At 62.8% G+C, this 22,241-nt stretch carries 16 protein-coding genes; 9 read left to right on the top strand and 7 right to left on the bottom strand.

Annotated elements, in window-relative coordinates; genetic code table 11:
- Positions 1 to 50: 50 nt before the first annotated feature.
- The 4 genes from ACVWYF_RS14150 to ACVWYF_RS14135 all read left to right on the top strand — a co-directional run bounded on the left by ACVWYF_RS14150 (position 51) and on the right by ACVWYF_RS14135 (position 3,937).
- Positions 51 to 677: a bifunctional 4-hydroxy-2-oxoglutarate aldolase/2-dehydro-3-deoxy-phosphogluconate aldolase gene (locus ACVWYF_RS14150; protein ID WP_457069057.1), complete on the top strand. Its 627-nt coding sequence runs from the start codon at positions 51 to 53 to the stop codon at positions 675 to 677.
- 70 nt (positions 678 to 747) lie between these two features.
- The gene (gene dgoD / locus ACVWYF_RS14145; RefSeq protein ID WP_457069055.1) at positions 748 to 1,896 is read left to right on the top strand and encodes a galactonate dehydratase; all 1,149 of its coding nucleotides are present in this window, start codon (positions 748 to 750) and stop codon (positions 1,894 to 1,896) included.
- A gap of 168 nt (positions 1,897 to 2,064) precedes the next feature.
- Complete coding sequence (locus tag ACVWYF_RS14140; RefSeq protein WP_457069053.1) at positions 2,065 to 3,057, top strand: 2-dehydro-3-deoxygalactonokinase; 993 nt, start codon at positions 2,065 to 2,067, stop codon at positions 3,055 to 3,057.
- Positions 3,058 to 3,067: 10 nt separating this feature from the next.
- Positions 3,068 to 3,937 (top strand): SMP-30/gluconolactonase/LRE family protein, encoded by an 870-nt coding sequence (locus ACVWYF_RS14135; RefSeq protein WP_457069051.1) that lies wholly within the window; start codon positions 3,068 to 3,070, stop codon positions 3,935 to 3,937.
- 50 nt (positions 3,938 to 3,987) lie between these two features.
- On the opposite strand, the gene pbpC is transcribed toward ACVWYF_RS14135, so the two are convergent.
- The 3 genes from pbpC to ACVWYF_RS14120 form a co-directional block, all read right to left on the bottom strand.
- Entirely contained in the window at positions 3,988 to 6,321 is a 2,334-nt protein-coding gene (pbpC, locus tag ACVWYF_RS14130) for a penicillin-binding protein 1C (protein ID WP_457069049.1), read from the bottom strand.
- Positions 6,322 to 6,383: 62 nt separating this feature from the next.
- Positions 6,384 to 6,695 (bottom strand): hypothetical protein, encoded by a 312-nt coding sequence (locus ACVWYF_RS14125; RefSeq protein WP_457069047.1) that lies wholly within the window; start codon positions 6,693 to 6,695, stop codon positions 6,384 to 6,386.
- A gap of 198 nt (positions 6,696 to 6,893) precedes the next feature.
- Complete coding sequence (locus ACVWYF_RS14120) at positions 6,894 to 12,455, bottom strand: alpha-2-macroglobulin family protein (RefSeq protein ID WP_457069045.1); 5,562 nt, start codon at positions 12,453 to 12,455, stop codon at positions 6,894 to 6,896.
- A gap of 131 nt (positions 12,456 to 12,586) precedes the next feature.
- Here ACVWYF_RS14120 and ACVWYF_RS14115 point away from each other — a divergent pair, with 131 nt between their 5' ends.
- Complete coding sequence (locus ACVWYF_RS14115; protein ID WP_457069043.1) at positions 12,587 to 13,597, top strand: 2-hydroxyacid dehydrogenase; 1,011 nt, start codon at positions 12,587 to 12,589, stop codon at positions 13,595 to 13,597.
- A gap of 24 nt (positions 13,598 to 13,621) precedes the next feature.
- On the opposite strand, the gene ACVWYF_RS14110 is transcribed toward ACVWYF_RS14115, so the two are convergent.
- Positions 13,622 to 14,317: an HAD family hydrolase gene (locus tag ACVWYF_RS14110; RefSeq protein WP_457069041.1), complete on the bottom strand. Its 696-nt coding sequence runs from the start codon at positions 14,315 to 14,317 to the stop codon at positions 13,622 to 13,624.
- A gap of 49 nt (positions 14,318 to 14,366) precedes the next feature.
- Between ACVWYF_RS14110 and ACVWYF_RS14105 the strand changes: the two genes are divergently transcribed.
- Complete coding sequence (locus ACVWYF_RS14105; RefSeq protein WP_457069038.1) at positions 14,367 to 14,993, top strand: CatA-like O-acetyltransferase; 627 nt, start codon at positions 14,367 to 14,369, stop codon at positions 14,991 to 14,993.
- A 76-nt stretch (positions 14,994 to 15,069) separates the two neighbouring features.
- Here ACVWYF_RS14105 and ACVWYF_RS14100 read toward each other — a convergent pair whose 3' ends face one another.
- Both ACVWYF_RS14100 and ACVWYF_RS14095 read right to left on the bottom strand, forming a co-directional pair.
- A complete protein-coding gene (locus ACVWYF_RS14100; RefSeq protein WP_457069036.1) occupies positions 15,070 to 16,476 on the bottom strand; it encodes a M64 family metallopeptidase in 1,407 nt (468 codons plus the stop codon).
- Between the two features lie 9 nt (positions 16,477 to 16,485).
- On the bottom strand, positions 16,486 to 16,986 hold the full coding sequence (locus ACVWYF_RS14095; RefSeq protein WP_457069034.1) for a hypothetical protein: 501 nt from the start codon (positions 16,984 to 16,986) through the stop codon (positions 16,486 to 16,488).
- A gap of 93 nt (positions 16,987 to 17,079) precedes the next feature.
- Here ACVWYF_RS14095 and ACVWYF_RS14090 point away from each other — a divergent pair, with 93 nt between their 5' ends.
- The 3 genes from ACVWYF_RS14090 (at position 17,080) to ACVWYF_RS14080 (ending at position 21,170) form a co-directional block, all read left to right on the top strand.
- Positions 17,080 to 17,985 carry a LysR substrate-binding domain-containing protein gene (locus tag ACVWYF_RS14090; RefSeq protein ID WP_457069032.1) on the top strand — a complete coding sequence of 302 codons (906 nt, stop codon included), beginning with the start codon at positions 17,080 to 17,082 and terminating at the stop codon, positions 17,983 to 17,985.
- A gap of 63 nt (positions 17,986 to 18,048) precedes the next feature.
- Complete coding sequence (locus tag ACVWYF_RS14085; RefSeq protein ID WP_457069030.1) at positions 18,049 to 19,251, top strand: threonine synthase; 1,203 nt, start codon at positions 18,049 to 18,051, stop codon at positions 19,249 to 19,251.
- Positions 19,252 to 19,343: 92 nt separating this feature from the next.
- Positions 19,344 to 21,170 (top strand): polysaccharide deacetylase family protein, encoded by a 1,827-nt coding sequence (locus ACVWYF_RS14080; protein ID WP_457069028.1) that lies wholly within the window; start codon positions 19,344 to 19,346, stop codon positions 21,168 to 21,170.
- 34 nt (positions 21,171 to 21,204) lie between these two features.
- On the opposite strand, the gene ACVWYF_RS14075 is transcribed toward ACVWYF_RS14080, so the two are convergent.
- The gene (locus tag ACVWYF_RS14075) at positions 21,205 to 22,224 is read right to left on the bottom strand and encodes a tetratricopeptide repeat protein (protein WP_457069026.1); all 1,020 of its coding nucleotides are present in this window, start codon (positions 22,222 to 22,224) and stop codon (positions 21,205 to 21,207) included.
- Positions 22,225 to 22,241: the final 17 nt, after the last annotated feature.

Here is a 22,241-nt window from a genome sequence, read left to right as displayed (position 1 = left end):
CTACGTTGCCAGAGAAGCTGCAAGGTTGCAGCCGCCTGCCTGAAGCTCCCATGAACCCGCTCGCCCACATTCTCGAACACAAGGTAGTCGCCATCGTGCGCGGGGCCGACCCCAAAAGCCTGTTGCGCATTGCGCAAGCCCTGCACGCCGGCGGCGTCCGCATGATGGAAGTGACGCTGAACTCGCCCGGCGCGCTGGCGTCGATTGAAGAGATTTCCGGCACGATGGAAAGCAAGTTATTGGTGGGAGCCGGCACCGTGCTCGACTCCGAATCGGCCCGGGCGGCGCTGCTGGCGGGTGCCCGGTTCATTATCTCGCCCACCCTCAACAAGAAGACCATCCGGATGACCAAGCGCTATGGGGCCGTGAGCATCCCCGGGGCCTACACGGCTACCGAGATTCTGAAAGCCTACGAGTTCGGCGGCGACATCATCAAAGTATTCCCGGCCGGGGCCAGCGGGGCCGGCTATTTCAGGGACATTGCCGGGCCGCTGCCGTTCATTCCGCTCATGCCCACGGGCGGCGTTTCGCTGGATAATATTCAGGGTTTTAAGGAAGCGGGCGCGAAGGCCTTCGGGCTAGGCAGCGCGCTGGTGGATACTAAGCAGGCCGTGACGGACGAGTATTTGGCGCAGCTCACGGAGCGGGCGCGGCGTTTTATGGCGGTCGTAGCGTAGAACGGTGTGGCCGCTCTGCATGACCGTTCTTTTTTCGTTCTAAATCATCCCTTTGCCTCGTACCCTACCCATGAAAATCACCCGTTTCGAACTCTTTCAGGTGCCGCCGCGCTGGCTGTTTCTCAAAATTGAAACCGATACCGGCTTCATTGGCTGGGGTGAGCCGGTGATTGAGGGCAAGGCTGCCACCGTGGCCGCCGCCGTGACGGAACTCATGTCAACCCTCATCGGCAAAGACCCGCTCCCCATCGAAGACCACTGGCAGGTGATGTACCGGGGCGGTTTCTACCGGGGCGGGCCGATTCTGATGTCGGCCGTCGCGGGCATCGACCAGGCGCTGTGGGACATCAAGGGCAAGTACCACGATGCGCCCATTCACCAGTTGCTGGGCGGCCCGGTGCGCGACAAAATGCGCGTCTATTCCTGGATTGGGGGCGACCGGCCCGAGCACGTAGGCGCGGCGGCGGCCGAGCTGGTGGCCAAAGGCTTCGACGCCATTAAGATGAACGCCACCGACGAAATGGCCTATATCGACTCCTACGCGAAGATTGACGCCGTACTGGCGCGGGTGGCGGCCGTGCGGGCGGCGGGCGGGCCAGGCCTGGGCATCGGCATCGATTTCCACGGGCGGGTGCATAAGAGCATGGCCAAGGTGCTGGCCCACGAGTTGGAAGCCTACCGGCCCATGTTCATCGAGGAGCCCGTGCTGCCGCAGAACAACGAGGCCCTGCGCGAGATTGCCCGGCACACCAGCATCCCCATTGCCACCGGCGAGCGCATGTTTTCGCGCTGGGATTTCAAGCAGCTGCTCATTGATGGCTACGTCGACATCATCCAGCCCGACCTCTCGCACGCCGGCGGCATCACCGAGTGCAAGAAAATCATTTCGATGGCCGAGGCTTTTGATGTGGCCGCCGCGCCGCACTGCCCGCTGGGCCCCATTGCGCTGGCCGCCTGCCTGCAAGTGGATGCCACTTGCCACAACGCCTTCATTCAGGAGCAGAGCCTGGGCATTCACTACAACAAGGAAAATGATTTGCTCGATTATCTGGTCGATAAATCGGTGTTCGACTACGAGGCCGGGCACTGCCGGATTCCCGGCGGGCCGGGGCTGGGCATCGAAATCAACGAAGAATACGTGCGGCAGCGGGCCGCCATCGGCCACAACTGGCACAACCCCATCTGGCGGAATGTGGATGGGAGTGTGGCAGAATGGTGATGTATTTGGATAAGAATGGATAAAAGAGAACGGTCATGCTGAGCGTAGTCGAAGCATCTCTACCGCTCCGTTGCAATCGGTATTGATTACTACTGCGGTAGAGATGCTTCGACTACGCTCAGCATGACGACCTAATGGAACACATTCGCTAACCAGCTCCTCCCACCCATGACCCCACCCACCACCTTCCTCAGCTGCGACTGGGGCACCACCGCCTTCCGCCTGCGGCTGGTGGAGCGCGAAACGCTGAACATCATCGCCGAGGAAAGCTCGAAGGAGGGCAACGCGGCCACGGCCGGGGCGTGGGAGCAGGCCGGGCAGCCGCCGGAGCGGCGCGTGGCCTTTTACCTGGCCGTGGTGGGGCGGCACTTGCAGCAGCTGCAGGCAACTGCCGAAACTGATTTGGCGGGCGTGCCGGTGGTGATTTCGGGCATGGCCTCGTCCACCATTGGCATGGCGGAGCTGCCGTATAAGCTGCTGCCATTTGCGGTGGATGGCTCGGATTTGCTCACCAAAGCCATTGCCCCAACGGCTGAATTTCCGCACCCGGTGCTGCTGATTTCGGGCGTGAAAAGCGACGACGACGTGATGCGCGGCGAGGAAGTGCAGCTGGTGGGCTGCGGCTTTGAAAACACGCCCGAGGAGCAGCTTTTCCTGCATCCCGGCACCCACGCCAAGCACGTAACGGTGCAGCACGGCCAGGCCACCGCCCTGAAAACCTACATGACGGGCGAGTTTTTCTCCCTCTTATCGACCAAGAGCATCCTCGCGGCCTCGGTGGAGGAAGGCGGCCCGCTGGCCGAGGGCCGGCACCAGCAATGGTTTGCCAAGGGCGTGCTGGAAGGCCAGCAGGCCAACTTGCTGCACAACGCCTTTCTGGTGCGAACCAACGACCTGTTCGGCCAAAACAGCAAGCCCGAAAACTATTTCTACCTGAGCGGCCTGCTCATCGGCAGCGAGTGCCACGAGCTGCTGGCCCACCGGCCGGCCCGCATCGTGCTGGCCGGCGAGCCCGCGCTGGTGGAGCTCTACGGCGCGGCGCTGCGGGTGTTGGGCATCGCTCACAAATGCCCGGTGACCACCAAAACCGCCGAAGAAGTGACCCTGCACGGCCAGCTGGCCATGCTGAAGCAGCACCTTGCCACCTTGCCTACCGTGTAATTCAACCGCTATGCAGGCCGAATCCATCCTTCACGCGCAGGCGGCTTTGGGCGAGGGGGCCCTCTGGAACCCGGAGACGGCGGAGCTGTACTGGGTGGATATTGAGGGCCGGGCGCTGCACGTTTTCGACCCCGCTACGGGGCACGACCGGCGCTACCCGGTGGGCAGGCGCATTGGCACGGTGGTGCCCCGGCGCGGCGGCCGGGCGCTGGTGGCGCTGCAAACCGGCATCCACGAAATCGACCTGAACACCGGCCGGCTCACCTGCCTCGCCGAACCCGTGACGGACCAGTACCTGCGCTTCAATGATGGGAAGTGCGACCCGGCGGGCCGCTTCTGGGTGGGTACTTTCGACCTGATGCTGCGCCCGCACGCCGGTACCCTCTACCGTTTCGACCCCGATGGCAGCACCCACGTCATGCTGCACCGCATCACCAATTCCAACGGCATCGCGTGGTCTCTGGACCGCACCACGATGTACTACATCGACACGCCCACGCTCGCCGTGCAGGCCTTCGACTACGACAACGCCACCGGGAACATTGCCAATCCCCGCGTCGTCGTCCGGTTCGTCGAAGCCGAAGGCTGGCCCGATGGCATGACCATCGACGCCGAGGGCAAGCTCTGGGTGGCGCTGTGGGGGGGCGGCCGCGTGCAGCGCTACGACCCCGCCACTGGCGCACTGCTGCAAGTCATTACGGTGCCTGCGCCCTTCACTTCGTCGTGCGCTTTTGGCGGGGCGGGGCTCGAAACGCTGTTCATCACCACGGCCCGGGGCGGCCTCACGCCCCAGCAGGCGGCCGAATTTCCGCTCAGCGGCGACGTTTTTGCCAGGCGGCCGGGCGTGGCCGGAGTGCCGGCCTGCTTTTTTGGAAAGTAGCTGTAGCACAGGCTTTGACTTGTGCAGACGCGTACAAGCTAAAGCCTGTGCTACAGCTCGGCTACCTGCAACTGAATATCCACGTTGCGGCCGTGGTCGTCGGCGCAGGAGATTTTCACGGTGCCGCTGGGCGGGCGGAAAAACACCCGCTCGGTGGCCGAAGCCGCACGCAGAAACCGGTCGTTCACGTACCAGAATACCTGGCGCACCTCATTACCCGCCGCACAGCTCAGCAGCATTTGCTGCTTGTCGTGGCGGTCGAGGACGTATTCGGCGTGGTCGAGCGGGGAGGTGATGGCCAGGGCCGCGCCCGCGCCGCTGTCAGTGTTGCGCACGAGGCGGCAGGCGGGGTTGTGCGGCGGCAGGCGGCGGCTAGGCAGGCCTTGGGTTTCGCGAAAAGCCAGCACTTCGGGCAGCGGGTTGGGGAATAATTGCCGCCGGAAACCCGCCGCCGGTACGCAGGCCCGGCAATAGGCAATGGTGCCATCGGCCGACACCAGGGCTTCTTTCTGGTGTTCGCAGTGCCGGGCCGAGGACGTGCCGGGTAGGTAGTAGTCGATGAGCTGGTTGGGGCAGTGCTCGCCGGGCACGAGGCCGGTTTCGGCGCACACAAGGCGAAAATCGAGGGTGGCAGGCGGCACGGCCCAGCGGTTGGGCGAGTTGTAGGCGAGGGTGTTGAACAAGTCAAAGAGCAGGGGCGAGGCCACATCGGCCCCGGTGAGGGCGGGGCTGCCCTGACCGCTGAAATTACCCACCCACACCCCGATGGTGTAGTCCTGGTTGTAGCCGATGCTCCAGGCATCGCGGCGGCCGTAGCTGGTACCGGTTTTCCAGGCAATTTTGGGGAGGTGGCGGCTGTTTTGGTAGCCCATCGGCAGGTCGGGCCGGGTGCGCTGGGCGAGGATGTCGGTGATGAGGAAGGCGGCGGCGGGGGAGAAAAGGAGTTTTGAGGGTTGCGTTTTGAGGGTTGAGGGTTTTTTTTCGATTGGCGCGGTATTGCGCAATGGCTGATAATTTCCGCCATCGGCCAGCGCCGCGTACAGGCTCGTCAGTTCCTCCAGCGTCGCGCCGCAGCCGCCCAGAATCGTGCTTAAACCAAGACGCGGGGCGGCTTTGGCCACGCTTTTGAAACCGGCCTCCCGCAGTTTATTCGTAAAAACGGGTACGCCCACCTCGGCCAGAATCCGCACGGCCGGGATGTTGAGCGAGTAAGTCAGCGCCCGCTCCACGGTCACTTCGCCGGCGCAGCTTTTGTCGAAATTCTCGGGGCGGAAGCCGCTGAAATTGGTGGGCACGTCGGGCAGCTTCAGCTTCGGTGTTACGATGCCCCGGTCCACCGCCAGCGCATACAAAAACGGCTTCAGCGTGCTGCCCGGCGAGCGGATGGCGCGCACGCCATCGACCTGTCCGCTGCTGGCGGCATTGGCAAAATCGGCGGAGCCCACGTAGGCTTCCACGGCGCGGGTACGGTTGTTCACAACCAGTACAGCGGCTTGGGTGATGCCTAATTCACGCAAGCGGCGCACGTAGTTTTTGGTCAGGTCTTCAGCCTTGGCCTGCGGGGCGCGCCTCAGAGTAGAGTGGATAATGGGCTGATTCGGAAACTGCGTCACCAACCGCCGCGCCAGGTGCGGAGCCAGCGTGGGCGCAGCGTGGCGCTGCGCATCAAGCGGCTCGTTGATTGCGTCTTCAATATCCTGATTCGGAAACAGATGCTGCTGTTGAAACTGTCGCAGCCAGCGGTTTCTTTCGGCCAAAATCCGGTCGTTATTCTTGCCCAAAACCAATAGGCGCGGCTGGTTGGGAATAATGGCCAGCGTCACGGTCTGGGCCAGGGAAAGGTAGTCGGGCGGCTGCTGGAAGTAGAGCAGCGCGGCCGATTTCACGCCTTCAATATTGCCGCCGTAGGGCACCAAGTTCAGGTAGAGCTGCAATATTTCTGCCTTGCTGTAATGGGCTTCCAGCTGCGTGGCGCGCAGCATTTCCTTGAGTTTATTGCCGAAGGTGCGCTCCTTGGGTTCCAGCAGCCGGGCCACCTGCATGGTGATGGTACTGGCCCCGGTAGTGCGGCCCTTTTTGAAAATATTCCGGCCCGCCGCCTGCATAATTGCCACCGGATTTACCCCGAAATGGTAGCGAAAATACCGGTCTTCCTTGTTGATGATGGCCTGCTGCAAAGCCGGCGTTATCTCAGTCAGCTCGGTTTTCATGCGCCACTTCTGCGTCGGGTTCAGGAAGGCGTGCAGGACGCTGCCATCGGCGGCCAGCACGATGGGGGAGTAGCGCGGCGCGGGTGGCAGCGGAAAGAGGTGGTCGAGTAGGAAAACCAGGAGCAGCACCCCCATGATGCCCACGCCCAGCCGCCGCCAAAAATTTCTTTTCATGCTTGAGAGTGGTGGCAAAGGAATGAGCGGCGCTGAAGGTGCCCCGGCAATCAGCCCACTTTTTATTGCTGCGTGTGCCGCTCCCGGTATGTGCGGCGACGCAGGGTGTCGAAACGCTGCTCCAGCGAATTGTCATTGATGAAAATTGTCGGGTTGGCATCGGCATCGCGGATGGAATCGAGCAGCACTTTGGCCGCGTCGTATTGGCGCTGGTTCACGAGGTTATCGACCCGGCTCAGAAGCTGTTGTCCCCGGACTTCGGCCTCGGGGCTATCGGCTTCCTGAATGGCACGACCGTGGCCATCGGTACGGAAATAGAAGAAGTAGGCCATCCACAGCACCATGCCAAGAAACATGGTCAACAGGATTATCAAAAGGCGACGGTTGAAAAACATCAATTAGGATTGAAAGAAGGGAGCATACAATACGCGCATTTGGCGCTGGCCGCTGGGTCTGTGCCGGTTATTAGCAGGCCTCTGGCCTGCAATCGGTGAATGATGTCCGCATGACGGCGTGGGCGACTGCGGGCCAGAGGCCCGCCAATAGTCGGCACGGGCCGCAGGCCTGCGCCATCAACGCACCCGCACCACGCCGGCCCCGTTGTAGCTGTGGTACTCCGCGTTGTACATCGCGTCCGCATTCACTGGCCCGAGTTTGAAAGTGCCTTTCGACACTGCCCGACACAGGTAGTAAAATGCTTTCGGCGTGCCCGTGGCGGTGGTGAACATGTTAATCCGGTCATCCCGCACGTCCAGGTAGTCCGGCGTGGCCGCATCCTTCGCCCAAGCCAATTCCCGCAAGGCACCGATGCGCGGGTTCTCGATTTCCAAGCCGGCGGGGAGCAAATCCGTAATGGCCACGTTCTTGATTTCGCCGACCCCGTCGCCCGCTTCGATGGTGATTTTTACCACTACCAAATCGTTTTGGCGGAAGGTGGGGGTGCCCAGGGGCGCTCCGTCGCGGTTCAGGAACTGGCGGCGCACTTTCAGGTAAGAATCTTCCTCCTTCACCTGGCCGCTGGCGGAGATGCCTTCGGTTTCCCAGAAGTAGTAGAGGCTGCCCTTGCCGGCGGTGCGGATGCTGACGTTGCGGTTGGCCACGTTGCGCAGCGTAAGGTCTTTGCCATCGAAGTTGCCGGCTGGTTTACCGTCGATGAACAGGCTGGCGGTGGCGGTGCTGCGGGCGTTCTGGCGGGCTATTTTGCCGAGGGCGAGGAGGGCGAAGGCGCTTTCCTGCGTGCTTAGCCAGGGTGCGGCTTTCATCTGGCGGCTGAGCTGGCGGGCGATGCCGGGGATTTGCGGGTTGTTGGGGTCGGTGCTGACGAGGGCGTTGAGGATGAGGCCTTCGTCGCGGATGGGGGAGTAGAACGAGCCATCAAGGGCGCGCTTGGCGGCTCGCTCGCTACCGAACCTGGTGGGCAGCAGTTCGCGGAAGGCGCGCTGGTTGCCGAGCAGGCTCTGGGTGCAGGCGAGCAGGAACTTAGAGTCTTCGGCCAGCAGGGGGCGGTTGGCGCGGTAGTAGTTCATCGCCACGGGGTCCTGGCGGCCGGCCAGGGCGAGGACGTAGAGCGAGTAGGCGATTTCCTTGCTGGCTATCGTGCGCTGGCGGGCCAGGTTGTTGGCGTCGAAGTACTGGTAGGGCTCGGTTTCGCGCTTTTTGAGGCGGAAGGCCAGGTATTTCAGCACCTTGTCGAGCACGGATTTGTTCACCGCGAAGCCGGCCTGCTGGGCTTCCTGCAGGAAATGGGCGGCGTAGGCGGTGGCCCACCAGTTGTCGTAGTCGCCGCCCGGCCAGTAGCTCAGGCTGCCGTTGTAGAGCTGCATGCTCTCAATCTTGCGGATGGCTTCCTGGACGTGGTAGTTCGGGTTGTAGCGCTGCGCTTTCGGGCCGGAACCGGATTTCTGCTGCAAGGTGGCGGCCAAATCGGCATAATACAGCTGCGGGAAAGCGGCCGACACGGTTTGCTCCAGGCAGCCGTAGGGGTATTGCAGCAGGTAGCGCAAATCCTTGCTGAACTCCGTGAGCGGCGAGCGGCTCACGACCAGCCGGCTGGTCAGCGACGACGGCAGGAAATCGGTTTTCAGGTTGAGCGGGAGCGTGGCCCCGCTGGCCACTACGCCGCTGCCGGTGCGCTTTTCGAGCGAGGCGGCGGGGCGGATGGGAAGTTCGATGGTTTCGGTAAACGTTTCGGCCTTTCCAGTGCCAACTGTGTAGGCTTTAGCAACTATAAGGATTTGGCCTGTGCCAATGGACTGCTTTGCAACTACTCGAAAGATGATTCTGTTTTCTGCATTAGGCAGAATGGGCACCAGCACATTTGAGCCTTCAATTTTCTGTGCCGGAGGACTATGTGCTCCCTCGAAATAAGTTTCTTCGATGGCTTGAAGTGGGCCTGTAAGCTCATTAGAGAAGGAAACACCGAGCTTGTTTTTCGTCGTATTCGTCAGCGTCACCGGCACGTCAATCGTATCTCCCGGACTCATAAACCGGGGCAGCGCGGTCGAAATCACCACCGGGTCGGCCACCTTCATCGTGGCTTCGGCCGAGCCGAAGGCATCGTCTTTGTAGGCCACGGCCATGATGCGGAGCGCCCCGCTGAACTGCGGCACGCGCACCCGGTAGCGCACTTTGCCGTCGCCGTCGGCGGTGAGGACGCCGCTCCATTTCGAGACCAGTTTCATGCGGCGGTTGGGCACGGGGTTGGTGCGGTTGCGCATGTCGGCCGCGTCGCCCCCGCTACTGCTGGTGCCAAGTTCCGGGAGGAGGAAGGGGTACACGTCGAAGGCCGATACTTCCAATGCCCGTTTCTGGTAGAAGTAGGCGTGCGGGTCGGGCGTCTGGTAGTTTTTGAGCTGGAGAATGCCCTCGTCCACCACGGCCAGGGTAAGCTGGGCACGGGGCGCGGTGGTGATTTCCACGGTCTGCCAGGTTTGCGAGCGGCTGGCGGCGGGCGCGGCAATGGCCACAGGCAGGCGCGAATCGGCCTTTTCCACGGTCAGGGGCAGGAAGCCGCGGGCCACGGTGAGGGGCAGGCGGTCCTGGGCGGTGTGGGCGCGCACGGCGGTGGCGGTCACGTACACGTTGGGGACGTGCTCGGCTTTGATGGGGATTTTGACCTCGGCGGCCTTGCCGTCGGTGGTCACGTAGAAATGGTCGAGCACGTTGGCCCGCTCCACCGTCACCAGAATGCGGCCGGCGAAGGGCGATTTCAGCAGCAGGTTGGCCGTTTCGCCGGGTTCATACTTGGCTTTGTCGGCCTCGATGGTCACCTCGCCCTCGTTGTTCACCTCGAAGGAATTGGCCTGGGTATCGCCGTAGCCGTAGGCGTAAAACCGCTGCGTGACGTAGCTGCTGGCGCCCGGCCGGCTCACGCGCACCTCGTACTCGCCCGAGTAGATGGGGGTGAAGCTGAAGCTGGTCTCGGCCCCCACGGCGCGGCTTTGGCTCAAAATCACCTGGTCGCGCTGCTGCGAATTGTACACGTAGCGGCCGCCCTGGCGCTCCAGCACGGTTTCCCAGAGCCGGCGCACCACCTTGATATCGGCCTGCGCCGAGATGGGTTTGCCGGCCGGCGTGAGGGCCAGCAGCTTCACCGTGAGGGCCTGTTTGGTGCTGATGAGGTCAGGCAGGTTGGCGATGCCGAACATCGTGGCCTGGGTTTGCACGTCGAAGGTGGCGAGGCGGTTCACGGGCCGGCCGGTTTCGTCGAACACCGTAGCGAAGGCCACGCCTTCGAGCGTGCCGAGGTCGTGGAAATCGGGCACGGTGTAGGCGGCGGTGCCGTGGCCAGCGGCGTCGGTGGTACCCTCGCGCACGGTTTTTTCGAAGCGCGAGGTGAGGGCGCTTTCGCTGGATTCGCCGTCCTCGTTGGTCGATTTGCGCCGCTCGCCGCTATTAATGGTGAAGCTGTAGTCGGGGTATTTCGGGGCCGAAAACGCCTTCTGCTTCAGCGAGAATTCGACCTCAAACTTGCGGTCGGCGGCGGGCGGTCCGAAGAGGTTCACGGCCGTGATGCTGGCCGTCACGTCCTGGCCCGGTTTTACGGTTTTGGGCGCGGCCATCACGGTCACCTTCATGCGGTCGGGAATGAATTCTTCGACGCTGATTTGCTGCGAGGTCAGCAGCACGTCGTTGCCGGTCAGCACCTCCATCGTGTAGAGGCCAGTCATGATGGTGGGCGGCAGAATGAAGCGGCTTTCAAAGCTGCCCGCCGCGCTCAGCTTCTGCTGTAAGCTGCTGTATTCCTTGCCGCTGGGCAGTAGCAGGCGGATTTTTAGGGGCAAGCCGGTGGGCGGGTTCTTCCAGTCTTCGGTGCGGATGACGGTGTTAGTGCGCACCGTGTCGCCGGGCCGGTACAGGTTGCGGTCGCCGTACAGAAACGCTTGGTAGTGCGCCGCGTTCGAGGTCAGCCCGCCCACCTCGAAGCGCGAGGTTTCGACCCGGCTTTTGGTCAAATCCAGAAAGGAAAAGTCGGCATCCTTCACGGCCGTAATCATGCCCAGCGTGAAGCGCTTCATGCTCGCCGCCGAGTCGAACTGCGCCACGCCGGATTTGTCCGTCGTCGTCGTGCCAATCACCTGGTTATTCGAGCTCACGAGGTTCACTGTGACGCCCGCCAGCGGCTCGGCCGTGCGGATGGAACTGGCAAACACCACCGTGCCGCCCGTCGTGCCCTGCTTCACAATCAGGCCCAAATCGGTCACCGCCACCAGCTTGCTCACCTGCAGCCACTGCCGCTCGGTATCCTGCACCCGAATGACGTACATCCCTTTCATCGGCCCCTGAAATTCAAGGTCTTTCAGGTTGAGATTGAGCAGGCGCAAACCGCCTTCCTTGGGCAGGCCGTCCACCGAAATGGTGCGCTCCGACAGCACGTTGCCGATGCTCTCGGTGTCATAATATTGAAAGCTGCGGTCGATGTAGTCTCCGTTTTCGTCGGTGTTCGATTCGCGGGGCTCGTCCTCGTCGTATTCGGGGTAGCCGTACTGCTTTTCACCGCGCAGCAGCTGCTGAATATTATTGGCGTAGACCTTGGCAATGGTCACCTTCACCTTGGCCACTTCGTTGATGCGCAGGCCCAGATTCCGGTTCCCCAGCGCATCCAGATACATGGCCTTTTCGCTGCTCGTGAAGCTCAGACTCGGCCGCTCATCCCCAAACGAAACCGCCTGGCTGAACGCCTCGCCCAGGCTGCCGCCCAGCAGGCCGCGCGTGCCGGCCGCCAGCGAAATCTGGTAGGTTTTGCCCACCTCGAAGCCGCCGCGTAGCGCCAAGCCGCTTTCCAGCGCCTCTACCGAAAAGGCCACGGCGGGCGTCACCTTCAAATTGGGCTGCACGTCGGTGGTACTCACGGGCTGGTTGAGCAGCAGTGTCACCACCGGCTGGCCGTTGAGCAGCGAACCCGTCAGCTCGCGCACTTCCAATGTGCTTTGGTCAGGGATTTCGGCTTGGGCGGTGAGGACTTTCTCGGTGGCCTTGGTGCCGGTGGCGGGGCGCAGGCCGGGCGCAATGTCAATCTGAACGGGCGTGCCCGGCTGCACGTCCTGCATAAAAGTCACGGCCACCATGGCGTCCGGCTCGGCCGAGTTCACTTCCACGGCCACGGGCTTGCCACCCTGCGTCACCTTCAGGCGCGACTTCACATCGGAGGGCCGCACGGGGTAATTAAAAACCAGGTTGGCGCGCAATTCCGCCGTGCCCGCCGCCCGCTTCGAGCTGCCGTAGAACACCTGCGGCGCGGCCATATCCAGGTATGGCGTGTGGAATTTGGGCCGGTTGAGGGCCAGCTTTTGCTTGCCACTGGGCAGCGTCTCGGGCCGCAGCGAGGCCGAGAAAACGGTGCTAGGCCGGAAGGGCTCCAGCGGCGAGAACGTCAATTCCCGGTCGCCGGTCCACTTGAACTTGCCCCGGATTTTGGGCGAGAACGTGACGTAGCGCGTGGTATCCCAGCGGTTCTGCTGGCCCTCATCCACCACTTTTTCATCGAAGGTGAAAACCAAGTTGGAGTACGGGTCGATTTCGTCGCCGTCGGTCTGGGCCGTTTCGGCGGCTTGCTCCTGGGCAGTTTTTTTGGAGCACGACGAGGCCGCCAGCAGCAAGAGCAGCAGCGGGAGGAAGCGGTAACGAGCCAGCATGGGGGAGGGGGGTGGGGGAAAGCCGGGCGGAAGGTAGCAATTAGTCTTTGTTCCGGTGCCTGGGTACGGATTGGTTTCCCGTTTCCGGGTGGCGATGACGTACCTTAAACGCCTTACTGTCCTCCTTTCTTATGAAAACCACGGTCTTTAGCACGAAGCCATTTGAGCGCCCATATCTGACCAAGGCGGTCGGCACCGCGCACGAGCTGCGGTTTATAGAAGAAAACCTCGGGATGGAAACGGCGGCTCTGGCGCACGGCACGGATGCCGTGGCCATTTTCAGTACCGATGACGCTTCTGCTGCCGTGCTTGAGGCCTTGCACGCACAGGGCGTCCGATTCCTCACCATTCGGGCCACCGGCCATGAGCAGGTGGACCTGACCCGCGCCCAGCAACTGGGCCTGCGGGTGGCCAACGTGCCCGAATATTCGCCCCACGCCATTGCCGAGCACGCGGTGGCCCTCATGCTAGCCCTCAACCGCCGCCTGCGCCAGGCCGACCAGCAGCTGCGGGCGCACGACTTCCGGCTCGATGAGCTGATTGGGTTCGACATGCACCGCAAAACCGTGGGCATTGTGGGCCTGGGTCATATTGGCGGCGTGGTGGCGGACATTCTGCACGGCTTCGGCTGCCGGCTGCTGGGCTACGACCCGGTGCCCAATCCGGCCCTGACCACGCAGTTCGGTCTCACCTACACCACGCTCGACGACCTCTGCGCGCAGGCCGACATCATCACCCTGCACGCCCCGATGGTTCCGCACGCGCCCTATCTGATTGATGCCGTCCGGCTGGCGCGCATGAAGCCCGGCGTGATGCTCATCAACACCAGTCGCGGGGCCGAGTTGGACACCGCCGCCGCCATCGCGGCCTTGGAAACCGGCCAGCTGGGCTACCTGGGCCTCGATGTGTATGAGGGCGAAAAAAAGCTGTTTTTCGTCGACCACCGCCAAAACCCGCCCACCGACGCGCTGTTTGCCCGGCTGCTCACCCTGCCCAACGTCCTCGTCACCGCCCACCAAGCTTTCCTGACGCAGGAGGCGCTGGAGCACATCGCCGCCACCACCCGCAGCAATCTCGACGGCTGGGCTGCCGGCCAGCCAGTGGCTACGGAACTGCTGCCGCCTATTTCGCTGCCTGGCTAAATACCAATACGGCAGCCTTCCAGTCTACCGTACCAGCTCCAGCACCTCCCGCAGCCGCTCCACCGCCCGAAACTCCACGTCAGCCAGCAGCTCGGCGGGCACGTGCTCATGAATCCAGTTGGCGTGGTAAGGGATGTGAATGGCCGGAAAACCCAGCTTGGCCACCGGCAGAATGTCCGATTTCAGCGAGTTGCCAATCATCACGAAGTTCTCCGGCGTGGCCCCAAGGCGGGCAAAAAGGCGCTGATATGTGGGTGCGTCTTTCTCGCTCACGATTTCAACATGGTCGAAAAAGTCGCCCAGGCCGGAGCGGGCAATTTTGCTTTCCTGGTCGAACAGGTCGCCTTTGGTGAGAATAATCAGCTTGTGGCCGCGCTCCTTCAGCTCCGTCAGCACATCCACCACATCGGGCAGCGGCTCGATGGCGAAGCGCAGCAGGTCCTTCCCCAAATCCAGAATCCGCTGGATTTCGCTGCCCACCACCGCGCCGCCCGAGAGCTGAATCGTGGTTTCAATCATCGACAGCATGAACGACTTGGCCCCGTAGCCGAACAGCTGCATGTTGGCCCGCTGCACGTCGTAGAGGCGGGCATTAATGGTGGCAGTATCGGCATGCGGCGCGAGAATCTGGAGCAGCTGGGCTTCAACATGGTCGAAATGCGGCTGGTTGGTCCAAAGCGTGTCGTCGGCGTCGAAGGCAATGAAAGTTTGCGTAGGCATAGGACAGGAGAGCGTTTGTACGCCGCAAAGCTACCGACCTTTGCCCGCCATGAAGCACCTGATTGACCTCGAAACCTGGCCCCGCCGCGAGCATTTTGCCTTCTTCTCGGCCTTCGAAGAACCCTTTTTCGGCCTCACTGCCAACGTGGATTGCACCAATGCCCAGGCCGAAGCCAAGCGGCTGGGCGTGTCGTTTTTCCTGTACTACCTCTACCATGCCCTGGAGGCGGCCAACGAAGTAGAAGCCTTCCGCTACCGTATCGAAGACGGCCAGGTATACCTCTACGACCGCATTCACGCCTCCGCTACCCTCGGCCGGTCCGACCATACGTTTGCCTTCTCCTTTATCGAGCAGCATGATTCCCTGGCGGGCTTCATCGCCGCCGCTGAGGCCGAAATAGCGGCCGTGCAGGCCAGCACCGGCCTGCGCCTGAGCGACACCACCGGCCGGCCCGACACCGTGCATTGCTCGGCCCTGCCGTGGGTGCGCTTCACGGCGCTCTCGCACGCCCGTAGTTTCTCGCACCCGGACAGCTGCCCCAAAATATCCTTCGGCCAGGTATTCAGCGAGGGCGATACCCGGCAAATGCCGGTATCAGTCAACCTGCACCACGGACTCGGCGACGGCTACCACGTCGGGCTGTTTCTGGCCGCGTTTCAGCGGCGGCTGCGATAGCTAAGGCTTGGGCTGTCGAATGCAAAAGGCCCGGGACACAATTGTCCCGGGCCTTTTGCATTAGCTGCAAAGCAGATTACTCCTTCACCAGCTGCCGGTTCATCATAATGCCATCCACGTCAATCAGCAAGGAATAAACCCCGGCGGCGCGCAGGTTCAGTTCCTCGGGCCGGAGCGCGTATTGGTAGCGGCCCGGGGCCTGGCGGCCGTAGCGAATGGTTTTCACCACGCGCCCGGCCGCGTCGAGCACCGTGAAGGACACAGGCGCGGGGCGGGGCAGCGTGTAGGTCAGGTTCAGCACGTCGGCCACGGGGTTGGGGTAGGTTTCAACTTCGTATTCGGCCGTGGTGGAGGCCATGCTCACGCCGGTGGTGGTGCGGTTGATGGTCCAATCCACGGTATAAGTGTGCTGGGTGAGGTGGGCGGCGCGGCGCGTGAGGGCGGTGGTATCTACCACCGTAGCGCGCACGACGTGCGTGCCCACCGGTAGCTGGGCCAGCGTGGCGGTGGCCGTGGCGGTGTTGCGGGCAAACACGGTGCCGTCGCGGGTCCAGGTCACGCGTAGGGTGTTGGGCGTGGGTGGCAGCAGCGTGAGGGCGAACGACAGGTTTTGCGTAGGCGCGTTGATGGCCAGCGTGGCGGGCGAATACGCCTGCAGCGGCGACACCAGCGTGTGAAATTTCTCCACGAATGCCTCGCGGCACACGGCGCAGAACGGCACGCCCAGGTACTGCATCTTGCAGTTCTGGTGGGGTTTTTGCCAGCTGGGGTCGGTGGTGTGCGGGTAGGTGCCGATGCCGCTGGTGCCCATCCACGGGGCCCAGCGCACGGTGGTGGGGTTGGTGGTTTGGGTCATGTTGAATGTTTCGCGGGCGTACTGGGGGCCGGCCCAGTACTCATCGGCCAGCGCGGCCATCGAGTGGCCGATTTCATGCACCATAATTTCGGTGGCACTGGTGTTGGCCGAGGCCGTGGCCAGCGCCCCGCCCGAGCCGCCATACTCGGTGGAGTTCACCAGCACGAAAACCTGGTCGTAGCGCGGGAAATTATTGGCCAGCACGGTGCCCACGGCCGCGTTGCCCTGCGGCACCAGCAAGCGGTGAATGCCGCCGAAGTCGAACGTGCTGTTGAAATACGTGGAGTTCGAGTAGACCACCGACGTTGCCGGGCAGTCGGGGGCCGTGCGCGGGTGCGTCGTGCCGCTTTGGGCCGACGGCACTTCAATGGCAAACACGTTGAAATAAGGCTGGTATTCCAGAAATGGTGACTGCCCGAACAGGCTGTTAATCACCTGCGTGGCCCGGATGCGGAACAGGGCCATTTCGCTGGCCTGGTAGCCATCGGGAATGAAAACCAGGTTGATGCGCTTGGCCAGCGGGCCGGTTTTCACCAGCGTATCAACCGGGAAAGTCTGGGCCTGGCCGGGCATGGCCAGCGCGGCGCAAAGCAACAGCAGCAGCCAGAGCGTAGCGAGTTTTTTCATGGGTTTAGGTTATGATTTCGAGGGAATGGGGAATTCAGAAAGTTTGGTTGTGGTGCCCGCCACCACCTCTTCCACCCGAATGGCGGCCGTGGTGGGGCGCAGGGCCAGCCGCACAAAAAACTCGGCCGTGGGCAGCACCACCTCGCTGCGCTGGAAGGTGCGATGGTCGTCGGCTACGTGCTCTACGCTGCGGCGCAGCGGGTGCGCCACCCGCACCTGGCTCAGTACCTGGCCCCGGCCGTCGAGCTGGAGTACACGCACAAAATCGGGCGTATCGGCTTCGGTTTGCGGGGTTTTGAGCTCGCCGGGCACGGCTTTGGCTTGTAGCACTTCCAGCCGCGTGCCGGTGGGCGCGGCCGTCAGCCGGCAGCTGAGAAACAGCAGCCGGGCGGCCTCTGGGGCCGGGGTGGTGGCGGCCAGCGGCTGGTAGGTAGCGGCCGGGCGGCGGGCGCAGCCGGCCAGGCTACTCAGCAGCAACACCAACGACAAAGGCTTGAAGGGGCAGTTCACGGGCTGAATATAGGGTTTTGTTGATGATTAATTAGGCCTGATGCAGACGCCTGTCCCAAAGAAACCTAAAAGACGCGGATGCATCTTTGTCCCATGCTTTCGCACCCGCACGAAGTCTTTCTCGAAGTGGCCCAGCGCCTGAGCTTCACCAAAGCCAGCCAGGCGCTGTTCACCAGCCAATCGGCGGTGAGCAAGCAGGTGAAGGCGCTGGAGGAACACTACAAAACCGGCCTGTTCGAGCGCCTGGGCAGCAGCATCCAACTCACCCCAGCCGGCCTCAAGCTCTACCAGAAGCTGCTGCAAGCCAAGCAGCTGCAGCAGGAGCTGCACCAGGAAATGAGCGAGCTGAGCCCAGACTTCGCGCCCAGCCAGCACCTCATCATTGGGGCCAGCACCACCATTTCGCTGTATGTGTTGCCGCCCGTGGTGTCTGCCTACCTGCGCCTGCACCCCAACCGCCAGCTCAGCCTCAAAAACCGCAACAGCGACAATATCCTGCGCGCTTTGCTTGACCACGAAATTGAGCTCGGCATCATCGAAGGCATTCACAAAGTGAGCAACGTGACTTACACGCACTTGCTTACGGATGATGTGGTGGCCGTGTGCGCCGCCCATAATCCGCTCGAAAACCGGACCCTCGAAGTCCACGACCTGCTCAGCACGCCGCTGGCCCTGCGCGAGGATGGCTCCGGTACCCTGGCCGTGCTCGAAGAAGCGCTGGCCCGGCACCGCATCAAGCTGGCCGCCCTGCCGGTGCGCGTGCGCCTAGGCGGCACCGAAGCCCTTAAGAACTTCGTGCGCGTGGATACCTGCCTGGCTTTCCTGCCCCGGCAGGCGGTGGTGAAGGAACTGGCTTCGGGTGAGTTTTCGGAAGTCAAAATCAATAATTTCCCTTTGCAGCGGGAGTTCAATTTCATCCAGCGCAAAGGCACCGAGAACAACGCGCCCTACAAAGATTTCCTGCAATTCACGCGGCGCTACTATTCCGGCAGGGCATAGCCTATTCCAAATATCCATCCCTGGCAGGCATACCACGGGCAAGGTCATTCCGTACTTTGCCCCATGAAACTGGTTGCCTTCGAATCCCTTTCCCGCTTGGCTGTGCTGCATTGCTCCGCCTGCGACACCGAATACTCCGCCTTCGACCTGCAACGGGTTTCGGCCTGCTGCAACATGCCGCTGGTGGCCGACTACGACCTGCACGAGCCGCTCAGCCGCGCCGTAATCGACCAGGCCGATACCTCCATGTGGCGCTACGGCGCGCTGCTGCCGCTGCTGCACGAAGAAAACAAAGTGACCCTCGGCGAAGGCCTCACGCCGCTGTTGCGCCTGCCGCGCCTGGCTGCCCGCCACGAGCTAGCCCACCTGCTGCTCAAGGACGAAGGCCAGAACCCCACCGGCTCCTTCAAGGCGCGCGGCCTGAGCATGGCCGTGTCCAAGGCCAAGGAGCTGGGCGTGGAAGGGTGCATCATCCCCACGGCCGGCAACGCGGGCGTGGCCCTGGCCGCCTACTGCGCCCGCGCCGGCCTGCGGGCCGTGGTGGTAATGCCCCGCCACACCCCGCAGGCGTTCCAGGAAGAATGCCTCTGGTACGGGGCCGAAGTGGAATTGGTCGACGGCCTCATCAGCGACTGCGGGGCGCGCGTGCGCCAGCGCAACGCCGACGGTGCCTTCCTCGACATTTCGACCCTGAAAGAGCCTTACCGCCTCGAAGGCAAGAAAACCATGGGCTACGAAATTGCCGAACAGCTCAACTGGACGCTGCCCGACGTGCTGCTTTACCCCGCCGGCGGCGGCACCGGCCTCATTGGCATCTGGAAAGCTTTTCAGGAAATGAAGGCCCTCGGCTGGCTCGCGCCCACGGTGAAGCTGCCCCGCATGGTGGCCGTGCAAGCCGAAAACTGCTGCCCGCTCCTCGAAACCTACGAAGGCCGCCAAGCCAACTGCCACAGCTACCACGGCCGCGCCACGCTGGCCAATGGCTTGGCCGTGCCGCACCCGCTGGGCGAAAATATGATGCTGCGCGTCCTCCACGAGTCGCATGGTACGGTGGTGAGCGTGAGCGAAGAAGGGATGCTGGCCGGCATGCGCGACCTCGGCCACCAGGAAGGCCTGTTCGTGGCCCCCGAAGGCGGCGCGGTCTGGACGGCCGCCCGCCAACTCCTGGCCACCGGCTGGATTAATCCGGACGAGAAAATCCTGCTCCTGAACACCGGAAACGGCCAGAAATACATGGACAACGTGGCCGGCCGGGCGCGGGGGTAGGGGTGTTGTCAATAGAAAATGACTGTCAGGAAATGGCCGTCATGCAGTTCGGATAGCAAGGCCAGCGCCGCGCCCGGCAATACCTTTGCCCCATGCGCATTCTCCACGTTCTGTCGGCTGAGTTTTTTGCGGGCTCCGTGGCCTATGCCGTGCAATTGGCCGAAGCCCACCGCGCCCAGGGCCACCAGGTATGGGTGGTGGCCGATGCCGATAGGCTGCCCACAGGGGCCACGCTGGTGTGGGCGGGCATCAGCAACCGCAGCTACCGGCAGCGGCTGCGCAATGCGCGCATCATCCGGCAGGTTGTTAAGAAAGAGCAGATTGATGTGGTGCATTGCCACTCGCGGGCGGCCAGCTGGGTGAGTTATTTCGCCCTGCGCGGCCTGGCCGTGCCGCTGGTGAGCACCGTACACGGCCGCCAGCACCTGCACACTTCCACGTCATTGCTTGACGTGTACGGCGACAAAGTCATTGCCATTTGCGCCAACTTGCGGGAGCACCTTATCACCGAAGTGAAGATGGATAACGCCAAAATCGTGGCCATTCCCAACGGGGTAGCATTTAGGACGGAAGAATTAGCAAGCGCGGATTCCACCTTGCGAATTTCCTTCATCGGGCGCTTCAATGGCGGCAAGGGCGAGCGGGCGGCGGCGTTGCTGGCGCAGGTGTTTCCGGTGTTGCTACGCGAGTTTCCGGCGTTGCGGGTGGCGCTCATCGGCGGCGAGCTGCAACACCTGCCGGCGGCGGGCAAAACGGCCCTGGCGCAATTGCAAGCTGCGTTTGGCGAGCGGATTGAGGTAGTCGGTTTCAGCGATGACGTGCCGGGCTGGCTGGCCCGTACCACGCTGGTGATTGGGGCGGGACGGGTGGCCATTGAGGCGTTGGGCGCGGGCCGGCCCGTGCTCGCCTTGGGCGAAGCCAGCTACGCGGGCCTGGTCACCGAAGAATCTTTTGCCTCGGCGGCGGCTTCCAATTTCGGGGATATCTCGGCCCGGCAAAGCACTGCGGCAGTCGATTTTGCCGTGCTGCTGGCCGATGCGCAGGGCTTTTTGCGGCAGCCGGTGCCAGCCGCGCTACGGCAGCAGGTGCGGGCGCATTACAGCCTGACTACGGTAGCGGCCCGGGTGCTGGCAGTGTATCAGGCCGCGCGAATGCAGAAAGCCGCTCCCGGCTTCGTGCCGGTGCTCATGTACCACAAAATCCCGGATGCGCCGCTGGCCACCAGGCACCAGATTTACGTCACGAAGGAGAATTTTGAAAAGCACCTGGCCTATTTCAAAAAGCAGAAATTAACGCCCATCACCTTTGCCGATTATTTAAAATATGCGAACGGTGAATTGTCATTGGCTGATTTTCCGTTGCGTCCCATCATCCTCACTTTCGACGACGGCTACACCGATAACTACACCAACCTGCTGCCCCTGATGCAGCAATACGGCTACCGGGGCGTGCTCTACCTGCTGGGCGATGCCGACATCCGCTACAACCAGTGGGACGCGGATTTCGACCCCGATGAGCCACGCTCCGAGATAATGGACCTGGCTCAGAAGCGCGCTTTCGTAGCGGCTGGCTGGGAAATCGGCGCGCACACCATGTCGCACCCCCGGCTCACCACGCTGCCGTTGCCCGACGCCGCTGCCGAAATCCAGCGCAGCAAAACGGCGTTGGAAGCCGCCCTGCAAACCGAAATCGTGAGTTTCGCCTATCCCTACGGCGACCTGAACGAGGCCGTGAAAGCGGCGGTGCGCGAAGCCGGTTTCGCCCTCGGCGTAGCCACTGATACGGGCGGCATGACCATCGAAGCCGACCGGATGCAGGTGTTCCGGGTGAATATGTTTCCGAATGAGTCGGCCAGCAGCCTGTTCAAGAAAACCTCGCCCTGGTATCGCAAATACTACCGCTGGAAACGCGGGAAGTAGGGCCGGGAGGTTCGGATTGGTGCGGGCCGCGCCGTTAGTCCGGTTTCGACTTTATCATCGCCCCAATTGTCAATGTAAGCAAGGGCATCAACAGCCCTGAAAGGATAAAGGATAAGGGCATATCGGCAGAAAGGCAGGCGCAAACCATTACGCCTAATGAAGCCACTACTATTCCCGCTGTCGCCCCGTTTCGCACTACCATCCGGCGTTGTCCGGCAATATCCTCCCGAAACAGCGGGTCGGTGCGCGTTTGCCACCAGCCACGCAACTCAAAAAAAGGGACTAGGATGCCAACGACGGGGCCAGTCCAGCTCACCGGCAGGCCGGTGCTCCAGTCGCGCTGCCTTTTTTGGTGCAGCTGCGTTAGCCAGGTGGGCCAGAGCTGCCGCCGCCGGGCCTGTTGCAGCAGGGGCAGCAGGGCGCGGTTGGTAGGCGTGAGGCGCAGGGCTTCGGTGAGGTGGAGCGCGGCCTGGTGGGGCTCGAAGCGCCGGAGCAGCAGCTGGCCGCGCCATTGATGCACCAGGGCGCTGTTGGGGGCTATGCGCAATGCCTGGTCGAAGGTGGCATCGGCGGCGGTTGTTCGGGTCAGCTTTTCCTGGGCCAGGGCCCGCCAGAGCAGGCAGTCGGCCTGGCGCGCATCGGCCCGCAAGCCGTGCCCGGCATACTGAATGGCGGCGTGGTACTGCCCCTGCACGTAGCACAGCTGCGCCCGCAGGCCGAAATATTCGCCCCGGGTGGGGTCCAGCCGCAGGGCTTCGTCCAGAGCAACGGTGGCTTTGCGCAGGTGGCCCTGCTGGCCCAGTACAAGGGCCAGCAGGTAGTGGCCCTGGGCGGCTTCCGGGGCCAGGCCGAGGGCCGTTTGCCCGGCCTGCCGGGCTTCATCGAGCCGGCCGAGCTGGCGCAGAGCTTCGGCCAGGGCCAAGTGGGTGGGCGCGTGGTCAGGGGCGGCGGCCAGGCACTGGCGGGCCAGCTGGGCGGCTTGCTGCGGCCGGTGGTGCTCCAGCAGCAGCCAGACGCGCGCCAGGGCAGAGGTGCCAGGGGGGAAACGGGCCATGAGCAAGCGGTAAAGGA

Source organism: Hymenobacter sp. UYAg731, assembly GCF_054061335.1.
Note: the sequence above shows the minus strand (reverse complement) of the source record. Positions and strands in the feature narration are given on the sequence as shown.